The 17,719-nt window shown below is 47.6% G+C and carries 14 protein-coding genes; 5 read left to right on the forward strand and 9 right to left on the reverse strand.

Going from position 1 to position 17,719, the window contains the following annotated elements:
* Nucleotides 1–53: 53 nt before the first annotated feature.
* From nrfD to BMZ54_RS03400, 3 genes are all read right to left on the reverse strand, one after another.
* Complete coding sequence (gene nrfD, locus BMZ54_RS03390; protein ID WP_089906730.1) at nt 54–1,490, reverse strand: NrfD/PsrC family molybdoenzyme membrane anchor subunit; 1,437 nt, start codon at nt 1,488–1,490, stop codon at nt 54–56.
* A gap of 166 nt (nt 1,491–1,656) precedes the next feature.
* Nucleotides 1,657–4,719, reverse strand: coding sequence for a TAT-variant-translocated molybdopterin oxidoreductase (locus BMZ54_RS03395; RefSeq protein ID WP_089906731.1), 3,063 nt, complete (start codon nt 4,717–4,719; stop codon nt 1,657–1,659).
* A gap of 100 nt (nt 4,720–4,819) precedes the next feature.
* Nucleotides 4,820–6,070 carry a c-type cytochrome gene (locus tag BMZ54_RS03400; protein WP_089906732.1) on the reverse strand — a complete coding sequence of 417 codons (1,251 nt, stop codon included), beginning with the start codon at nt 6,068–6,070 and terminating at the stop codon, nt 4,820–4,822.
* Between the two features lie 305 nt (nt 6,071–6,375).
* On the opposite strand from BMZ54_RS03400, the gene BMZ54_RS03405 reads away from it, so the two are divergent.
* From BMZ54_RS03405 to BMZ54_RS03415, 3 genes are all read left to right on the forward strand, one after another.
* Complete coding sequence (locus BMZ54_RS03405; protein WP_089906733.1) at nt 6,376–7,152, forward strand: copper resistance protein NlpE N-terminal domain-containing protein; 777 nt, start codon at nt 6,376–6,378, stop codon at nt 7,150–7,152.
* A 281-nt stretch (nt 7,153–7,433) separates the two neighbouring features.
* Nucleotides 7,434–8,015, forward strand: coding sequence for a phosphoribosylglycinamide formyltransferase (gene purN / locus BMZ54_RS03410; protein ID WP_089906734.1), 582 nt, complete (start codon nt 7,434–7,436; stop codon nt 8,013–8,015).
* Between the two features lie 45 nt (nt 8,016–8,060).
* Nucleotides 8,061–8,732: a hypothetical protein gene (locus BMZ54_RS03415; protein ID WP_143080893.1), complete on the forward strand. Its 672-nt coding sequence runs from the start codon at nt 8,061–8,063 to the stop codon at nt 8,730–8,732.
* Between the two features lie 50 nt (nt 8,733–8,782).
* Here the strand turns inward: BMZ54_RS03415 and BMZ54_RS03420 are convergent, their stop codons facing one another.
* From BMZ54_RS03420 to BMZ54_RS03435, 4 genes are all read right to left on the reverse strand, one after another.
* Nucleotides 8,783–9,292 carry a thioredoxin family protein gene (locus BMZ54_RS03420; protein ID WP_089906736.1) on the reverse strand — a complete coding sequence of 170 codons (510 nt, stop codon included), beginning with the start codon at nt 9,290–9,292 and terminating at the stop codon, nt 8,783–8,785.
* Between the two features lie 18 nt (nt 9,293–9,310).
* Nucleotides 9,311–11,614, reverse strand: coding sequence for a TonB-dependent receptor (locus BMZ54_RS03425; protein ID WP_089906737.1), 2,304 nt, complete (start codon nt 11,612–11,614; stop codon nt 9,311–9,313).
* A gap of 207 nt (nt 11,615–11,821) precedes the next feature.
* Nucleotides 11,822–13,006: a GTP-binding protein gene (locus tag BMZ54_RS03430; RefSeq protein WP_089906738.1), complete on the reverse strand. Its 1,185-nt coding sequence runs from the start codon at nt 13,004–13,006 to the stop codon at nt 11,822–11,824.
* A 21-nt stretch (nt 13,007–13,027) separates the two neighbouring features.
* Nucleotides 13,028–13,405 (reverse strand): MerC domain-containing protein, encoded by a 378-nt coding sequence (locus BMZ54_RS03435; protein ID WP_089906739.1) that lies wholly within the window; start codon nt 13,403–13,405, stop codon nt 13,028–13,030.
* A gap of 237 nt (nt 13,406–13,642) precedes the next feature.
* Here BMZ54_RS03435 and BMZ54_RS03440 point away from each other — a divergent pair, with 237 nt between their 5' ends.
* Complete coding sequence (locus tag BMZ54_RS03440) at nt 13,643–14,269, forward strand: SCO family protein (protein WP_089906740.1); 627 nt, start codon at nt 13,643–13,645, stop codon at nt 14,267–14,269.
* Between the two features lie 26 nt (nt 14,270–14,295).
* On the forward strand, nt 14,296–14,724 hold the full coding sequence (locus BMZ54_RS03445; protein ID WP_089906741.1) for a Fur family transcriptional regulator: 429 nt from the start codon (nt 14,296–14,298) through the stop codon (nt 14,722–14,724).
* A gap of 48 nt (nt 14,725–14,772) precedes the next feature.
* On the opposite strand, the gene BMZ54_RS03450 is transcribed toward BMZ54_RS03445, so the two are convergent.
* Together BMZ54_RS03450 and BMZ54_RS03455 are read right to left on the reverse strand one after the other, a co-directional pair.
* On the reverse strand, nt 14,773–16,500 hold the full coding sequence (locus BMZ54_RS03450) for a M3 family oligoendopeptidase (RefSeq protein ID WP_089906742.1): 1,728 nt from the start codon (nt 16,498–16,500) through the stop codon (nt 14,773–14,775).
* 545 nt (nt 16,501–17,045) lie between these two features.
* Nucleotides 17,046–17,699 carry a DUF5606 family protein gene (locus BMZ54_RS03455; protein WP_089906743.1) on the reverse strand — a complete coding sequence of 218 codons (654 nt, stop codon included), beginning with the start codon at nt 17,697–17,699 and terminating at the stop codon, nt 17,046–17,048.
* Nucleotides 17,700–17,719 lie beyond the last annotated feature (20 nt).

Genomic DNA, 17,719 nt, shown 5'->3' on the forward strand with positions numbered 1-17,719 from the left:
ACTTCTTTAGCATACAGTTACTGCAAACTGCCTGCTGGGAACTGCCAGCTATTTTAGTGTGCGTGCTCCAGATCGTGCGCAAATTTTTCCGCACTTTCCTGATCATACTTCGTCATATCATTCTTGAAGCTTTCGCCGGATGTCTTCAGCACGTGCTTGATCTCCGCAACAGCAATTACCGGGAAGTATTTGGCGAACAGGAAGTAACAGGTAAAGAACAGGCCAAAGGTACCCATGTAAAAACCAACTTCAGGCCAGGCCGGACGGTAGTAAGTCCAGCTGGAGGGCAGATAGTCGCGGTACAGCGAGGTACAGATGATCACAAAACGTTCGAACCACATACCAATGTTCACAATGATGGACATAATGAAAGATACCATTACATTTCTTCTCATTTTACGGAACCAGAACACCTGCGGTGTAATTACGTTACAGGTCATCATGATCCAGTATGACCAGCCCAGCGGACCTGCAGCGCGGTATTTATAGAATTCTGCAAATTCGTACTGAGATCCGGAATACCATGCCATAAACAGTTCTGTCAGGTAGGCGCAACCTACGATAGAGCCGGTTAATACAATTACCCTGTTCATGGCATCCAGGTGCCCGATGGTAATGTAATCTTCCAGGTGTAATATTTTACGGGTAATGATCAGCAGTGTATTTACCATCGCAAATCCGGAGAAGATAGCACCTGCCACAAAGTAAGGCGGGAAAATGGTGGTATGCCAACCGGGTATTACTGAGGTAGCAAAGTCAAAAGATACGATGGTGTGTACGGAAAGTACCAGTGGGGTAGATAAACCGGCCAGCACCAGTGATAAGGATTCATGACGCTGCCAGTGTTTGGTGGAACCGGTCCAGCCGAAAGAGGCAACACCATACAGCAGCTTACGCAGCTTGGTTTTAGCCCGGTCACGTACTGTAGCAAAGTCGGGCAGCAGACCAGAGTACCAGAACAGCAGGGATACTGTAAAGTACGTAGAGATCGCGAACACGTCCCATAGCAAGGGGGAGTTAAAGTTCACCCACAGCGGACCGCGTGTGTTAGGATAAGGCAGTACAAAGAAGGCCATCCAAACACGGCCCATGTGGAAGATCGGGAACTGGCCGGCGCACATTACCGCAAAGATGGTCATGGCTTCTGCCGCACGGTTCACCCCTGTACGCCATCCCTGGCGGAACAGCAAGAGGATGGCGGAGATCAGCGTACCGGCGTGACCGATACCTACCCACCATACGAAGTTGGTAATATCCCAACCCCAACCCACGGTTTTGTTCAGATTCCACACCCCGGTACCGAAGTACACTTCCCAGGTTACAGAAAACACCCCAAACGCTAACAATGAGAGCGATATAAAGAAACCAACATACCACAGCTTACCAGGCTTGGCTTCAATGGGGCCAATGATATCTTCCGTTACCTTATGATAATCCTTTACCCCATCAACTAAAGGTTCTCTCAGTGTGGATTCGTACTTTAAATGCATAGTTCGTAAAGCTTTTAGCTGTTAGTTGCTGGCTAGCAGCCCTTGTCTTTGTTATGATCTTCTGATTCTCTTTATCTCACAGTTTTCCGTCTTTTTCAACGGCCCCGATGAATCTCCTTCATCGATTTCTGCTTACTTCCTTACCGGACTTCGCTATAATCCCGGTTTAGTGATGCGCGGCCTCTTCGTGCTGACCTTCAGCTTTCGGAGCGGCATCTTTATTCCTGATCTTAGCAAGGTAGTTAACGGAAGGCAGCGTATGGGTTTCTTCCAGTACGTAGAACAGCCTTTCGGTTTGCTCTTCGTTACGGATCTTGAATACGCGGCTTTCTTTATCATTTACGTTACCGAAAACAATTGCATCGGCAGCACAAGCCTGCTGGCAGGCAGTTTTAGCCTCACCATCCTTAACAGGGCGACCGGCTTTCTTGGCAGCCAGCTTAGCATCCTGCAGGCGTTGTACGCAGAAGGAACATTTTTCCATCACACCGCGGCTGCGTACTACCACATCGGGGTTCAGCACCATACGGGTCAGGTTATCGTTCATATCAGAAACATCGTACAGGTTGTTTTCAAAGCTATCTGCACCATTCCAGTCTCTCCAGTTAAAGCGGCGTACTTTATACGGGCAGTTGTTAGCGCAGTAACGGGTACCGATACAACGGTTATACGCCATCTGGTTAATACCTTCGGAACTGTGGTTGGTAGCAGCTACCGGGCAAACGTTCTCACACGGAGCGTTATCGCAGTGCTGGCACAGCATAGGCTGGAACACTACTTCCGGGTTATTTTCATCACCGCTGAAGTAACGGTCAATGCGGATCCAGTGCATTTCATGCGCCTTGATCACCTGCTCCTTACCTACTACGGAAACGTTATTCTCTGCCTGACAGGCTATTGTACAGGCGCCGCAACCAAAGCAAGTGTTCAGGTCAATAGACATGCCCCACTTGATACCCGGGTAAGGGTGGTTGGGATATAAAGTAGCGTCTGCGCGGAAATCTTTACCGTATTTGTTCAGCTCTTCGCGATCCTCATTCACCGCTTTCGGGTTCTTGATGAACTCCTGCAGCGTGGTTTCTTTAATGATAGGACGGCCTTCGTAGCTGTTGTGTGTCTGGGTTAAGCCAATGTCATACTTTTTGCCGGCGTCTTCGATCGTAACGGCAGGTGAAAAGTAATCAAAGGTTTGACCGTTATAGCTTACAAACGGATAAGCGTTCTTACCAACTTCACCGGCTGCTTTACCTGCGTTCATGTTACGGCCATAACCTACGGCAATCGCAATTACGTCAGGGTGAATACCGGGAACTATCAGCAAGGGCAGCTCAACAGTTTTACCGTTAGCGGTTATTTTCAATACCTGTTTACCGGCATGAATTTCGTAATCATCGCCCAGCTCCTCTTTGTATTTTTTAGCGCGGGAGTTAGAGATACAGGCGTAGTTGTCCCAGGTAGCGCGGGTAATAGGATCCGGCATTTCCTGTAACCAGGGGTTGTTTGCCAGCTTACCGTTACCGATAGCTACTTTTTCATACAGCACCAGCTCTACTTCACCGCCTTTTTTAGCGCTGTTGATCTTGGAGGCTGCATAGGCAATATCACCTGCAAAATTAGCACCTGCTAAGGCAGGGGCAGTAGTGGGTTCTATTACACCATCCTGCAGGGTTTTATCCCAGGCTTCCTGTCCGCCCAGCTTACTCATCCACTCATTTTTCAGGTAGCTTACCCAGTTGGTAGCAGTGTTACCGCTCCAGGAGAGCAGCGTATCTTCAAATGCACGGGTTTTGAACAGGGGAGCTATTGTAGGCTGTGTAAAGCTGAAGTAGCCGGTTTTACCTTCTGCATCACCCCAGCTTTCCAGGAAGTGATGATCAGGGGCGGCGTATTTGCACAGTTCAGAAGTTTCGTCCTTACGGTCGTTGAAAGTAACGGTGAGCTTAGCTTTCTTTAAACCGTCGGCAAACTTCTTACCGTCGAAATAATCATACACAGGGTTTACGCCAAATACCAGCAAAGCGCCAACGCTGCCGGCATTCAGGTCTGTTACCAGCTGCACCATGTCACTATCAATACCCTGGCGGTAGTTGGAAGTGGTAGCCCAGTCAATGGTAGTACCGTTAGCGCCTATCTGGTTATTGATGGCGTTTACGATCAGCTGCACATTCACATCATTAGAGCCGGATACTACCAGTGCTTTGCCCTGGCTGGCCTGTAATGCTGCTGCAGCTTTTTTGATACCATCTGCCAAACGTTTGTCTGCAATGGCAGGTGCTGTTACAGAACCGCCTAATGCGCTAAACAGGGCCAGTGCTATTGCACCGGTTTCAGAAGGTTTATGAGTATATCTTTCGTCAGCATTAGCGCCGGTAAGGCTCATGGTGCTTTCGAAATGGAAATGTTTGCTCATTTCCGGCTTCTCCTGGTCTATTTTACGGGTAGCACCGTAACCTTTGGAGAATTCAGCCGGGTTTAACCAGGTGCCTAAAAAGTCGGCGCCCAGGCTTACGATCACCTTTGCATTTTCAAAATGGTAGGAAGGCAGTGTTTTTTTACCGTAAGCAGCTTCGTTAGCCAGCAGCATACCGGAGTAGGATACTGCATCGTATGTTACATGACGGGAGCCGGGGTATTTAGCCAGGAACTCGCCAATTACTTTTTTGGTAGAGGGACTTAAAATGGTGGAGCTCAGTAATACTACCGGCTGACCGCCTAATGCGCCTAAGGCAGCGGTTACTTGTTTGTCCAGCTCAGCCCAGGTGGTTTCCGTACCATTGATAGTAGGATAACGCAGGCGGGCGGTATCATAAAGGCCCAGTACTGCGCCCTGCACTTTAGCAGTGGTAGCGCCACCGGTTACGGAGCTTAAAGTGTTACCATCTATTTTGATCGGACGGCCTTCACGGGTTTTCACCACCAGCGGCACATACTCGCCATCTACAGCATAAGTAGATGCGTAGTAGTTAGGTACGCCGGGGGTAATTTCTTCCGGCTTATTTACGTAAGGGATGGCTTTCTTCACCGGAATTTCACAGCTGGCAGCTATGGTAGCGGCAGCAGTTGTGAACCCCAGGTACTTCAGGAAGTCCCGGCGGGGGGTTGTTGCGCCTAACAGGCTATCACTCTCATCAAACGGCAGCTCTTCTCCAAACTCATTCTTCACTATTTCCTGATGCGCTTTGGTATTATGCAACTCCTCCAGGCCTTTCCAATACTTTTTCTGCTCCATGTTATTTATTACGAGTTACGTGATTGTATATTTTTGATTTTAGATTTACGATTTCAGATTTGATGTGATCTATGATTTGTGAAATCTGAAATCTAAAATATTAGTAGTGGCATTTCTGACATTCAGTACCACCCACCATTTCAACGGTTACGCTGTCAATTTTACCATCTTTCACATCCTGGTGGAACTTCTCAAAAATGCTGTAGTATTTATTATCTGCAAACTGCACTTTAGTGGTGCGGTGGCAGTTAATACACCAGCCCATGGAAAGGTCAGCAAACTGGTGCACCTCATCCATTTCCTGGATAGCTCCGTGACAGGTTTGACATTGTTGTTTACCGGCTACTACGTGTTGGGAGTGATTGAAGTACACGTGATCAGGCAGGTTGTGGATCTTGGTCCATTCGATGGGTTTACCGGGTTTGGTATATTTCTGTGCCTGCGGATCCCAGCCTACGTAATCATATAGTTTCGCAATTTCAGCACTGCCGTTGATCTTCTTACCTTCTGCAGTGAACAGGTCGGGGCCATGATATTCGTTGATGGCTTTGTGACAGTTCATACAGATATTTTCAGAAGGGATCATAGCGTGTTTGCTCTTTTCCGCACCGGCGTGGCAATACAAACAGTTGATCTGGTTAATGCCGGCGTGTACTTTATGCGAGTAGTGGATAGGCTGTTCAGGCATGTAGTCTTTCTGGCGGCCCAGGCCAATGGCCCCCTGTATGGTGAAGTAACCGCCAACCATGAACAATACTACTATAGCAAGTGCGATGTAAGCTTTATTCTTATAGAAGGGAACGGGGTCCGGCGTAGCCACGCCTTCTTTATCAGCAGCCAGCTTATTCAGGTTGCTGTTGATCTGCATCAGGATCAGGGCTACTACTGCCAGTATCAGGGTGATGATACCAAACAGCAGGCTGTTATCTTCACCGGATTCCTCTGCGCCGCCTGCAGCTACCGCTGTTTTAGCACCGCCTCCGGGTTCTTTAGCGCCTTCCTGTGAAATGTAAGCGAGGATGTTATCAATATCCTCATCTGTAAACGAAGGAAAAGCGGGCATCGCCTGCTTATTATATTCGTTATACAGCGTATTGGCATACTGGTCGCCCGATGCTAACACAGAAGCAGAGTTGTGGATCCACTGGTGCAATAATTTCTTATCAGACCATCTTCCCTCAACGTCTTTCAACGCGGGACCGGTTACCCTCTTATGTACATTATGACAAGATGCGCAATTCTGCTGAAATAATGCCTTACCCTTACCCGGATCTGCCGCTTTAACTGTTGTTGAAACCGAGAGTACAAGACCCGCGCATAGGATAAGAACACTCACAAAATGCTTACGCATACGAATGGAAACACGACGATACACAGCCTATTAAGTTTAGATTTGACCTTAGTTTCTTAAAAGTGCCAGCAAAAATAAGACACAATGTTGACAATTTATCAACAAATAAAAAATTATTTGGTTGCAGCTATAACTGTTTTTTCTATACATAAGCACTTTATAGGGCAAATTTTATGATAAATATCATGTAATGAATTTATTTGTTATAAGAGCGGTCTCACCCCTATATATAATGGCATAGTTTGCTTGTTAGTTTTTGTTTTTAATTGATGTAATTTTAACCAACCTGCTTAAAAAAGTTCCCCATGTTATACCGTACTTTCATTTTTACCTCCATACTGGGAATAATATTAACCGCCTGCGGGGGCAATAAGCCGGCGCCGGATGCCACTGATAGCAGCGCCCTGCTAACACCTGCCCAACCGGACGCCGGCGCCCATACGCCTAACGGCAGCTACCAGGGTACCCTGCCCTGCGCCGACTGCCCGGGCATTGATTACCAGATCAGCCTGTATGACAATAACCGCTACAAAATCCTGATGGTATACCGGGACCGCAACCAGAACCGCCCGGTGGTAGATACCGGTACCTGGAAAATAGAGCAGGATTCCATGGTGCGCATTACCCTTAGCGGACAATCCAAACAAACCTTCCTGTTTGAGGACGGCCGGCTTTACCAGCTAAATGAACATGGCCAGCGCATTACCGGCGCCCTGGCAGATAATTATATATTACGTCCGGTAAGTGGTGGAGATCCCGCCCGCCTGCAGCAGAAAGCTGCCGAAGGCATAGATTTTATGGCCGCAGGGATCCACCCTGCCTGGAGCCTGGAAATGGACCGGCAGAAAACCATTTTCTTCCGGACGGTGCAGGGCGATTCCGTACGCGTACCCACGTCCCGCCCCCACCCGGACACAGATACCCTGCAGGTATATACCGCCAAAACGGAAAAGGCGGAGTTCATTCTTACCATCCGCAACAGCGCCTGTATAGATGATGTAAATGGTTTTATGCGCCCCTATGCCGTAGAGGTGCAGCTGAAGGATAGTACTTATAAAGGTTGCGGGGAGTATTTGCGGTAATTAAACAGGCCGCCCTGTTTAATGGCCCTTTTATTCGGGTGCAACTGGTATGCTTCCCTCCTAAAAAGGCCCCGTAATTGCTGCGCAACCCTAGTGCAACTCCTCCCCCCTACATAAAACCCTACATGCATATATAACGGTTTTACCACATAGGTTGAGCAGCGTCAACAAATTCGTAATTATTCATATCCATAATTGTTTTCAATGGCATTCATTTGCTTCGCATTCGTAATTGACAATTCGTAATTCTATCTTTGCGCTGGTTAAAAACTACAACCGTTTTGAAAAATATTGCCATTTTTGCTTCAGGTGCCGGCAGCAATGCCCAAAAGATCATAGACCATTTTTCAGATTCAACAATTGCCAGGGTTACCCTGATCCTGTGTAACAAACCGGACGCCGGAATTTTCCGGATAGCAGAGAAGGAGAACATACCGGCCATACTGATTGAAAAAGATCCTTTTTTCCGTGGAGATGATTATGTACAACTGTTACAGCGGGAGCAGATAGACCTGGTGGTGCTGGCAGGCTTTTTATGGAAAGTACCCGCCAACCTGGTGCAGGCATTTGCCAACCGTATTATTAATATTCACCCGGCCCTGCTGCCAAAGTATGGCGGTAAAGGTATGTACGGACATTTTGTGCATGAGGCCGTGATCAACGCCGGCGATGCAGAAAGCGGCATCACCATTCATTATGTAAATGAAAAGTACGATGACGGCGCCACCATTTTACAGGAGCGCTGCACCATTGTACCGGGCGATACGCCGGAGACACTGGCCAAAAAAGTACAGGTGCTGGAACATACCTGGTACCCGGTTATTGTGGAACGATTATTGACCAACGAAGCAGTTAGCCATTAGCCTGTAGCTATAGCTATTATGCGCAAATTTCCCCAGCTGCTGTTTATGAAACGTACACTATTTGCTTTACTGCTCATCTGCTGTTATGCAGTTACCGCATGGGCACAGGATCGCAAGCCGGCCGGTACCTTCCGCAACGGCACCTACATTAAGGTAAACCCTACTACCCTCATTAATGAGCTGGATGTGTATATTGAACAGGAGCTTACTGAAAAGTTAAGCCTGGAGCTGGGTATTACCGGCATTTATACAGATTACCCGGATTATTACCTGGCCAAGAAGATAGATTTCGGCCAAAAGAAACCCAACATCAGTACCGAACAATTTGTGGAAGGCCGGGGGCTGGGTTTCCGCGCGGCGCTGCGCTGGTACATATTTTCTATTTATGAAGGAAATTCCCGCGCAGGCGGTACCTACTTTCAACCGGTGCTGTTCGTTAAAAAAGTGTTTTACCCCAATGAGGAGGTAGAGCTCCTGGGCAACAAGTATAAAGAATCCGCCAGTAAGGATGTATATGGCCTGCAGTTCCTGCTTGGGCGCCAGTTCACCAAGGGCAAAATAATCTTTGACCCCTACATTGGCCTGGGCGTTCGTAATAAGATCTATTATTACCACAATTTTGAGAACAATAACGGCACTGTACAGGCCTCTGATGATAAGCTGGTAAGCGTATTGCCCAGCTTACAGCTGGGACTTAAGCTGGGGCTGAAGTTATAGTTGGCCGTCATGTGGGTCAGTTGGCAGTATGGAGGCGTAACATATGATGCTCATTTTGCCGGATCAGCCCCTGGATGCACCGTAATATCTTTTTGTCCTGCACAGGCTCTTTGCAATAAACGCAGTAATTGCTTACTGCTCACATACCCTCCGTAACGGTAAATAATGCGGTACTGCTCATCCAATAGTACAAAAGAAGGGTATAAGGCAGCCTTCTCTCCCTTCATTAACAATGCAGCCAGCTCATGTTGCCCGCTGCTTACACCCTGCGGTTCAAAAGCATAGGTTTTTCCTTTAAATAAGATGGATTGTTTTTGCTCCGCATCCAGCGATATGCTGTAAAAGCAGCTATTGAGCAGCTGTACCACCGGCTTGTCCTGCAGGGTAGTATGCTCCATCATATTGCAGTATGCGCACCAGCTGGTATGAATAAATACAAAAGTTTTACGCGGGGCTGCCTGCACAGCACTATCCAGCTTTTCAAAAGTAGTATAGTGCACCTGGGCGGGGGCAGCATGTGCGAGTAAAAGGGAGAACGCCAATAATAATAAACAGCGCATGAATAAAATTACGAATTATCACTTTCCCACCGTCCACCGCACACCTAAAAATCCCCGGATCCCCTGGTTGGAGGCATACACATAGCTGGTGTCAAATGTAAGCGCATATGGGTTCTCCGCCGTAGGTACCACATTCCCCTGCGGGTCATATACCACTTTTTTATTAAAAGGGTCAAATGGCCGGGCAATGGCATCTTTATCTGGCCTGAAGTTCAGCAGGTTTTTCACGCCGCCATATATTTCCCAGTCGGTACCACATTTTTTGGTCAATTGAATGTTCTGCAGGCTCCAAACCGGTGAGTTGGCAGGCCGAGGGTCCAGGCTGTTCTGCAAAGGCAGGTGCATAGGCCCATACAGGTTACCCGTATAATCAATACTCATACCCAAACGTGCAAGGCTGTAGGAAACTGTCCAGGTGCCGGTTAGCTTTTCCGTAAGCATGGGCCGTTCTTTAACGGTTTGCCCGTTCTGCTGCTGTACCGTATATACATCCATAAAGGTGGCGCCGGCCAGTATCTTTAAAGGGAAAGAAAAGGCAATATCTGTGTTCAGGCTTAAACCGCGGGATATGGCGTAGCCATCCAGGTTGCTGTAAATAATAGCGTCCTGGCTGGTGGTATAATCCGGTATGATCTTATTACTGAACCGGGTGTAAAAAGCCGCCATATCCAGCCCCAGGTATACATTGTTCAGGTTCACCTTTTTTACATAGTTCAGGTTCACATTCCAGCTTTTTTCCGGTTTCAGGTCTTCGGTGATCTTTACCTGCCGCGCACCTGTAAGCGCCGCATGATCTTCTGTGAAGACGGATACTACGCGGTAACCTGTACCTACATTAAAGCGCAGCACATTCTGCTCATTAGGCGCCCATTTATAAGCCATCCGCGGTGTGACGATGTTGCCATGAATAGAATTGTAATCATAACGCATACCCATCAGCAGGGTATGTTTGGGATGCAGCTTTATTTCATCCTGCACAAAAACACCCGGCAGGTAAGTATGGTTCGGATTATTAGCCGGACCATGCTCCGTTGGTTTTTCCGTAGTCACGGTATTATCATCATAATAGGTATAACGGAAAGGGATACCCGTTAACAGGTTATGCCTGCCTAATTGTTTATCCCAGGTAAGCTGTGCAAAGGCTATTTTCTGATTGGCCAGGAACCAGGTTTTACCATAAGCGGAGTTCTGATCATGCACATTAAAGGAATACTGTAACATGATCTTTTCCTTTACAGGCAGCTGGTAAGCGCCTATTACTTCCAGGCGGTTGGTGCGGATGCTTTCCCCATACACGCTATCGGTACCGCGCCAGTGCGGGGTCCATTGCATTTGCCCGCCCCAGCGGTCTTCATAATAGTACCGGGCTGCCAGGGATGCCACGCGCTGCTGCTTCCGGGCAAAGGTCCATTTGTTGAATATAGAAATGCGGTGCTGCAGGGTTACATCCGTAAACCCATCCCCGTTATTATCAATCGGATGCTGGTAGTTATAATAATTAATGCCTAGCAGCGATTTACTTTTGCCGGCGTTAATACGCAAACCCAGGTCCACATTATGCTCCTGCCAGCTGGTGCTGAATACATCGGCCGTAAGCAAAGGCGCATGGGCCGGGTCTTTGGTAATAATATTGATCAACCCTGCTACTGCTTCAGAACCATATAAGGTAGATGCCGGGCCTTTCACAATCTCTACTCTTTCCACCAGGCTATTGGGAATGCCGGACAAACCATACACTGTAGAAAGCGAACTTACGATCGGCATCCCGTCTATCATTACCATGGTATATGGGCCTTCCAGCCCGTTAATATGAATATCGCCGGTATTGCACACATTACAGTTCAGCTGCGGCCGCACCCCGTTAATATTCTGCAGGGCATCAAACAAGCTGGGAGTGGGATTTTTGCGGAAGAACGCAGGCGTAAATACATCTACCGGTACAGGGCTTTCCGCTTTGGATACCGGTTTTAGCGTACCTGTTACCACCACCTCATTCAGGCTGGATGCGGTGGATTGCAGGTGAATATTCAGGCGGGTAGTGTTGCCTGTTCTTACCTGCACGGCCTGCATATGTTTTACAAAACCAACTGCGCTCACCTGTAGCTGGTGCCGGCCTGCCGGCACATTGGCCAGTTCATATACACCGGCGGTGTCCGTTACCGTACCAGCTTTAATATCCGCAAAGCCAATACTGGCAAAGGGTACGGGCTTACCATCCGCCAGCACAACGCCTTTTAGCCGGCCGGGAGGTGCTGTTTGCGCCCTGGCTATACCAGCAACCAATAAGCATAAACAAACTATGCAGCGTACAGTTTTGACCATTTGAAACATTTTATACAGCAAAAATAGTTTTATGAATACAACTATTCTAAATTATTTTTTAGATTAACCTAAATTTAAATGAGCATTTATAAAGTAGGGCCTCATTATGGCTGTGCAGTTTACCATACAATAAGGCCGGCGCCGGCTGCCATATTACCTCCTACTTCCCGGCCGGCGCTGAGCTTTCCAGGCCGCTGGATGATGGATCTATAATTCCGGGAAAGGGTCTTTAAACACATAACCATTCTCCCACAGCTTTACCTCTTCAGGCGTACAGCGGCAGGCATCCAGCTCCCGGGTAATGCGGGCGGGGTCCAGCTCCTGGCCTATGATCACTATTTCATTATACCGGTCTGCAAATTGCGGATGCCAGCGGCTGCGAAGTAATTCGTAAGCTGCGGCATCCATTTGCCACTGCGCTTTGGGAATAGCGCACCACCAGAACCCCGCCTTATCGGCCCGCAGGGAGGCGCCGGCCTGGCTCCAGTTCACCGCTGTATCCGGGCGGGAGGCCAGCCATAATAAACCCTTGCTGCGTAAAATATTGCCCTCCCATGCTTCATTGATATAGCGCCACAAGCGCTCAGGATGAAAAGGCTCCCGGCTGCGGTATACAAAAGAGCTGATACCATATTCCGCCGTTTCCGGTGTGTGTGCAGCTTCCAGCTCCGCTATCCAGCCGGCGCTTTGGGAGGTACGTTCAAAATCAAATAAACCGGTGTTGAGTATTTCATGCAGGGGTATGGCGCCATTAATGCTTTCTATAATACGCGCTTCGGCATTCAGCTTGCGCAGCAAGGCTTTCAGGGTATTGAGCATCCGCGGGGTTACCAGGTCGCACTTGTTCAGCACTATTACATTGGCAAATTCTATTTGTTCTATTAACAGGTTTACAATCGTGCGCTGGTCCTGCGCATCATCTGTTAAATCACGATCCTGCAGCAAAGCTGTGCTGTCATAATCCTTGCTGAAGTTATAGGCATCTACTACCGTTACCAGGGTATCCAGGCGGCTTACACGGCTCAGGTCTATGTTATTATGCTCATCCTGGTAACAGAAAGTTTGCGCTACCGGCAGCGGTTCAGAGATACCGCTGGATTCTATGAGCAAATAGTCAAATCGCTGTTGTTCCGCCAGGGCAGCTACTTCGCGCAGCAGGTCTTCCCGTAGGGTGCAGCAAATGCAGCCGTTGCTCATTTCCACCAGCTGCTCCTCCGTATGGTGCAATACCTGTTCATTTTTTACCAGCTGCGCGTCTATATTCACTTCGCTCATATCATTCACTATAACGGCTACACGTAAATTTTCTCGGTTATGCAGCACATGGTTAAGCAGCGTGGTTTTACCGGCGCCTAAAAAGCCGCTCAGTACCGTCACGGGTAATTTTTTCATAGCAATATGTGTGTGGGTATATTAATGCCTGCACTTATGCAGGTTCCATATATGCGCAATAATGATGAGTAATGCGCCCGCTGTAATAACAATGGGCCTCCATAACGGCGGCATTGCATAGTGCCCCAGCAGCAGGCCTGCAAAACCAGCCAGGAACAATAACAGCGGCAACAGCTGCCGGTGCTGGTGGCGGTATCCCCTGAACAATGCCAGGCATCCGATCACAAACGTGCAGGCCATTAACCCGTATTCCAGCTTTTCATTTTCCAGCAAATGAGCACCCAGCAATGGCAGCAGGGTAATCAGCACCGGCAGCAGCGCACAGTGTATGGCGCAAAGCAAAGAGGCGCCAATGCCCAGCACATCCAGGTTCAATTTTCGCAATAACTTCTCAGGCATATCATTTAAATTTTACCACGGGCAAAAGCTTTCCTGCAGCGGCACACAGCGGGCCGCAATCAATTTTAAGTTAACCGCACTTCTCTTTCACTACTTCAGCAAAGCTACATATTTATTTGCAACAATGTTGCAAATAAATTTTCCGGTATTATTTTTTACCGGCTGAACGGCCGGTTTGCACCCACCCGGAATGGATGTTTTTGTTGTACCTTTGCATACATTAAAGCGGGGATATTTATGTCAAAAAAGGCCGTATTCTTAATAACTTTCTTTGTGCTGCTTAGTGCAGCCTTCCTAACCTATGCCGGCTATGTGATCATGGATGAAACAGGCAGTTTTTTCGGGAAAGAAAAATTACCGGTGCTGGGTAGCCCCGGCCATGTGGTAGGCGGTTTTTCTTTTACCAACCAGGAGGGTAAAACCATTACCAGTAAAGATGTAATGGGTAAAATATATGTATCAGAGTATTTTTTTACTACCTGTACCGGCATTTGCCCCAAGATGAACAAGAACATGGAAAAGGTGTATGCCACATACAAGGATAAGCCAAACTTCCTCATTCTTTCCCATACGGTAGATCCGGAGCATGATAGCGTGCCTGTGCTGAAAGCCTATGCTGTCAAACATGGCGCGGATGCCCGCAATTGGTGGTTCATGACCGGCACCAAAAAAGAGCTGTATAAGCTGGCCCGCCAGGGTTATATGCTGGATGATGGTACCTATGCCGGTGAAGAAGATTTTGTGCATACCCAGTGGTTTGCCCTGGTGGATGGCGAAGGCCGGGTACGGGGTTTGTATGAGGGAACAAAAGTGACCGATGTGGATAAACTGATCAATGACATTGACCGGTTAATGAAAGAGTAGTTGTTGTAATTTAATTTTTCATCATCATGAAAAATACGAAAGACCAGATCAGCGATATATTACGGAGCAGCCATTTGAGTGTAACAGATACCCGGGTAAAAATACTGGAGCTGTTCATGAAAAGCAGCGGTGCGCTGGAACACAGTGATTTTGAGAAAAAGCTGGCGGGACAGGCTTTTGACCGGGTTACTATTTACCGTACCCTGCAGGCGTTTATTGATAAAGGCATTATTCATAAGATCCCTACTACGGATACCAGTGTGCAGTATGCCCTGTGCAGATCAGAATGTTCCGCAGAGGACCATCACGATCATCATGTGCATTTCAAATGTGAAGAATGTGGTAATACGCTTTGCTTGGATGACACAGACATTCCTGCTATTCAATTGCCCAAAGGGTATGCAGCGCATAATATAGAAGTAGTGGTAAGCGGGGTGTGTAAGCATTGTAAGTAATGTGCAAATGAATGATACCATCCATTTGCACATTAGCATATTTGCACATTAACTAATTGTAATCGCATCCAGCTCTTTCTGCACAAAATCCGCCAGCTCTTTCACATAGGCGGGTGAAAAATCAAAACGGATACCGGCCGCTTTATACAGCTCCGGTAAGGTGCGGGTGCCACCCAGGCTTAACGCTTTCACGTAATTGTCCAGGGCCTGCTGCTTATTTTCCTTATACTGTTTCCACATAGCAATAGCTCCCAACTGCGCAATACCGTATTCAATGTAATAGAAAGGCACTTCAAACAGGTGCAGCTGCTTTTGCCAGGTAATAGCGCGATAGTCTTCCAAACCGCTCCAATCCACCATGCTGGTGGCAAACTCATTCAGGATATTTACCCAGGCTGCCGTACGTTCTGCTACGGTATGCTGCGGATGTTCATATACCCAGTGCTGGAATTTATCAATGGTTGCTATCCATGGGAAAATGATGATGGCGCGTTCCAGCTGCTGCACTTTAGCACGGCGCAGCTCTTCTTTATCATTAAAGAAAATATCCCAATGATCCATGGTGAACAGCTCCATACTCATGCTGGCCACTTCGGCAATTTCCATTGGGTATTCCTTAAACGCGCTTAACGGTAAATGATGGCTCAGGAAAGAATGTACTGCATGGCCGCCTTCGTGCACCATGGTGGTCAGGTCTTTCATTTGCCCGGCAGCATTCATGAAGATAAAAGGTACACCGGTTTCTGCCAGCGGGCAGTTATAACCACCGGGAGCTTTGCCTTTGCGGCTTTCCAGGTCCAGCCGGCCCATTTGCTGCATTACGCGCAGGCAGTTGCCAAAGAAAGGTCCCAGCTCATCAAAACAGGCAATGGCTTTATTAATCAGCTCAGTACCGGTTTGGAAAGGTTCCAGCGGTTTGGTACCGGCCGCTTCTGCATCCGCATCCCAGGGTTTTAAAACCTCCAGGTTCAGCTTTTTAGCCTGCCGTTTTTGAATGCTTTCTACTAAGGGTAAAATGTGTTCTTTTACCGCAGTATGAAACTGGAAGCAATCCTCTTTGGTATAGTCAAAGCGGCCCAGGTCCTCAAACTTATAATCACGGTAATTGGCAAAACCGGCATTCTTAGCTACCTGGTCGCGCTTTTCCACCAGGGTGGTATACAGCTTGTCCATGGTTTCCTTATCCTGTAAGCGGCGCTCATTGGTTTTACGGAACACCTCTTCCCGCAGGGCGCGGTCGCTGTTCTCTAAAAATTTGGCTGCCTGCTGTAAGGTATATTCCTGGCCATTCACTTCAATGGTCATTTTACCGGATATTACGCCGTATTGCTGGGCCATTACGCTCAGCTCTGCCAGCAAGGGCACATTCTGTTCGCGGAACAGCTTTACCTGCTTACGTACGCTGCGCAGGTAGGTTTTATAATTATCGCCCAGCTGTTTGGAAAGATCGGTATCCAGCAGCTTACGGTTCAGCGCATCTGCATAGGGCTGCAGCTTGGGCTGTATTTCCATGCAGAAATAGGTAAACGCTTCTTCCAGCTGTTTATCTGTTGTATCGCAGGTCATGCGGATCTGCCGCCAGCAGGCATCTTCACTCACCACGGCTTCCAGCTCGCTCACATCCTTTAACCATTGCTCCAGTTCCGGCAAGGTATTCAGCGGGCGTTGTTTCAATTCCTCAAAGTAAGGCTGCAGCGCCTCCCAGGTGGTAACAGTAAAGTTATCGGGTAAAAACCGGCGGGGCAGTTTTTCAATATTTGCATTTAAAGTTTCCATCCCACTAAGATAATTATGAATTGGCAATTACGGATTACGAATTGGGGAGATCATGGGGGACGACGAGCATAAAATTATAGGCAGGAGCGGGTAAATATGAATTGTTAAATTATGAAGCGCGAAGCATTCATAGCCTGCCCTGCAAAAATGGGGAATACTGTTGAAAGTAATTTATGATATGAATGATTATGACCGGGTAGATTGTGAAGGAGAGCCTGAAATACAGGCGGATGGGCTATTACAGACGTTTAATTGCAGATAGCGAAACACCGCATTGCCAAAGCAGAGAGGCTTAAAGGCTAATTGAAAGAGCAAGTTAGGAGAGACGTTATTAATTATGAATTATCAATTACAAATTACGAATGGAAATATGCAATGTTACCTTGTATGGTAAGGTATGACTGCATGTAATGGAATAATATATGCTCATTACATGCAGCCTGCCTTTCAGCACCGTTGCATTTTAATTACTCATATCATAATTTATTTTCAACGGCATCGTGTCCCGCTTCGGCGGAATCGTAATTGAATAATCCGTAATTCAACTATTCTTCAGTCTTTTTCTTCTTTGTAGTTTTCTTCGGCGCAGCTTCTTCGTCGCCGGCTGCTTCTTCTTTCTTAGGTTTGGCAGCAGCTTTTTTAGCCGGCTTTTCAGCAGGCGCTTCGGCGCTGGCATCTTCCTTGGCGGCAGCCTTCGGTGCTTTCGCTTTCTTGGCTGGTTTTTCCTCTGCTACCACTTCCGGTGCAGCAGCGGGTTCACCTACCAATGCTTCGGCATCTTCGTCGCCTTCTTCAGCCGGGTTCAGGATCTCGTCAAATTTCAGGAGGTCATTCGTCTTCAGGATGGCATACCATTTTACCATCTTCTTCATATCGCTTACATATACCTTATCTTCATCAAAAGAAGGATATACTTTCCGGAAATAGGTCTTAATCGCAGTATTATCGGCATTAGCGGCAACTACTTTGTGGTCCGCTTCCTGCTCCTGCATGGCTTTAAATACCTCTGCCAGGTTTACATTATCACCAGTGGTAAATACTTCAATACTTTCCAGCGGGGTAAAGTTGTGTACACGGGATGAAACAAAGCGGGTGCTTTTGTCTTCCAGTGAACGAACGATCGCGCCGTCCTGTTTACTGGCTAATAATTGAAACAATCCGCCGAGACCGGTTACTGCAACAATTTCTCTGTACTGCATGTTCAAATTTTTAGGAGCGC

Source organism: Chitinophaga rupis, assembly GCF_900109685.1.
In the GTDB taxonomy this organism is placed as follows: Bacteria; Bacteroidota; Bacteroidia; order Chitinophagales; family Chitinophagaceae; genus Chitinophaga; species Chitinophaga rupis.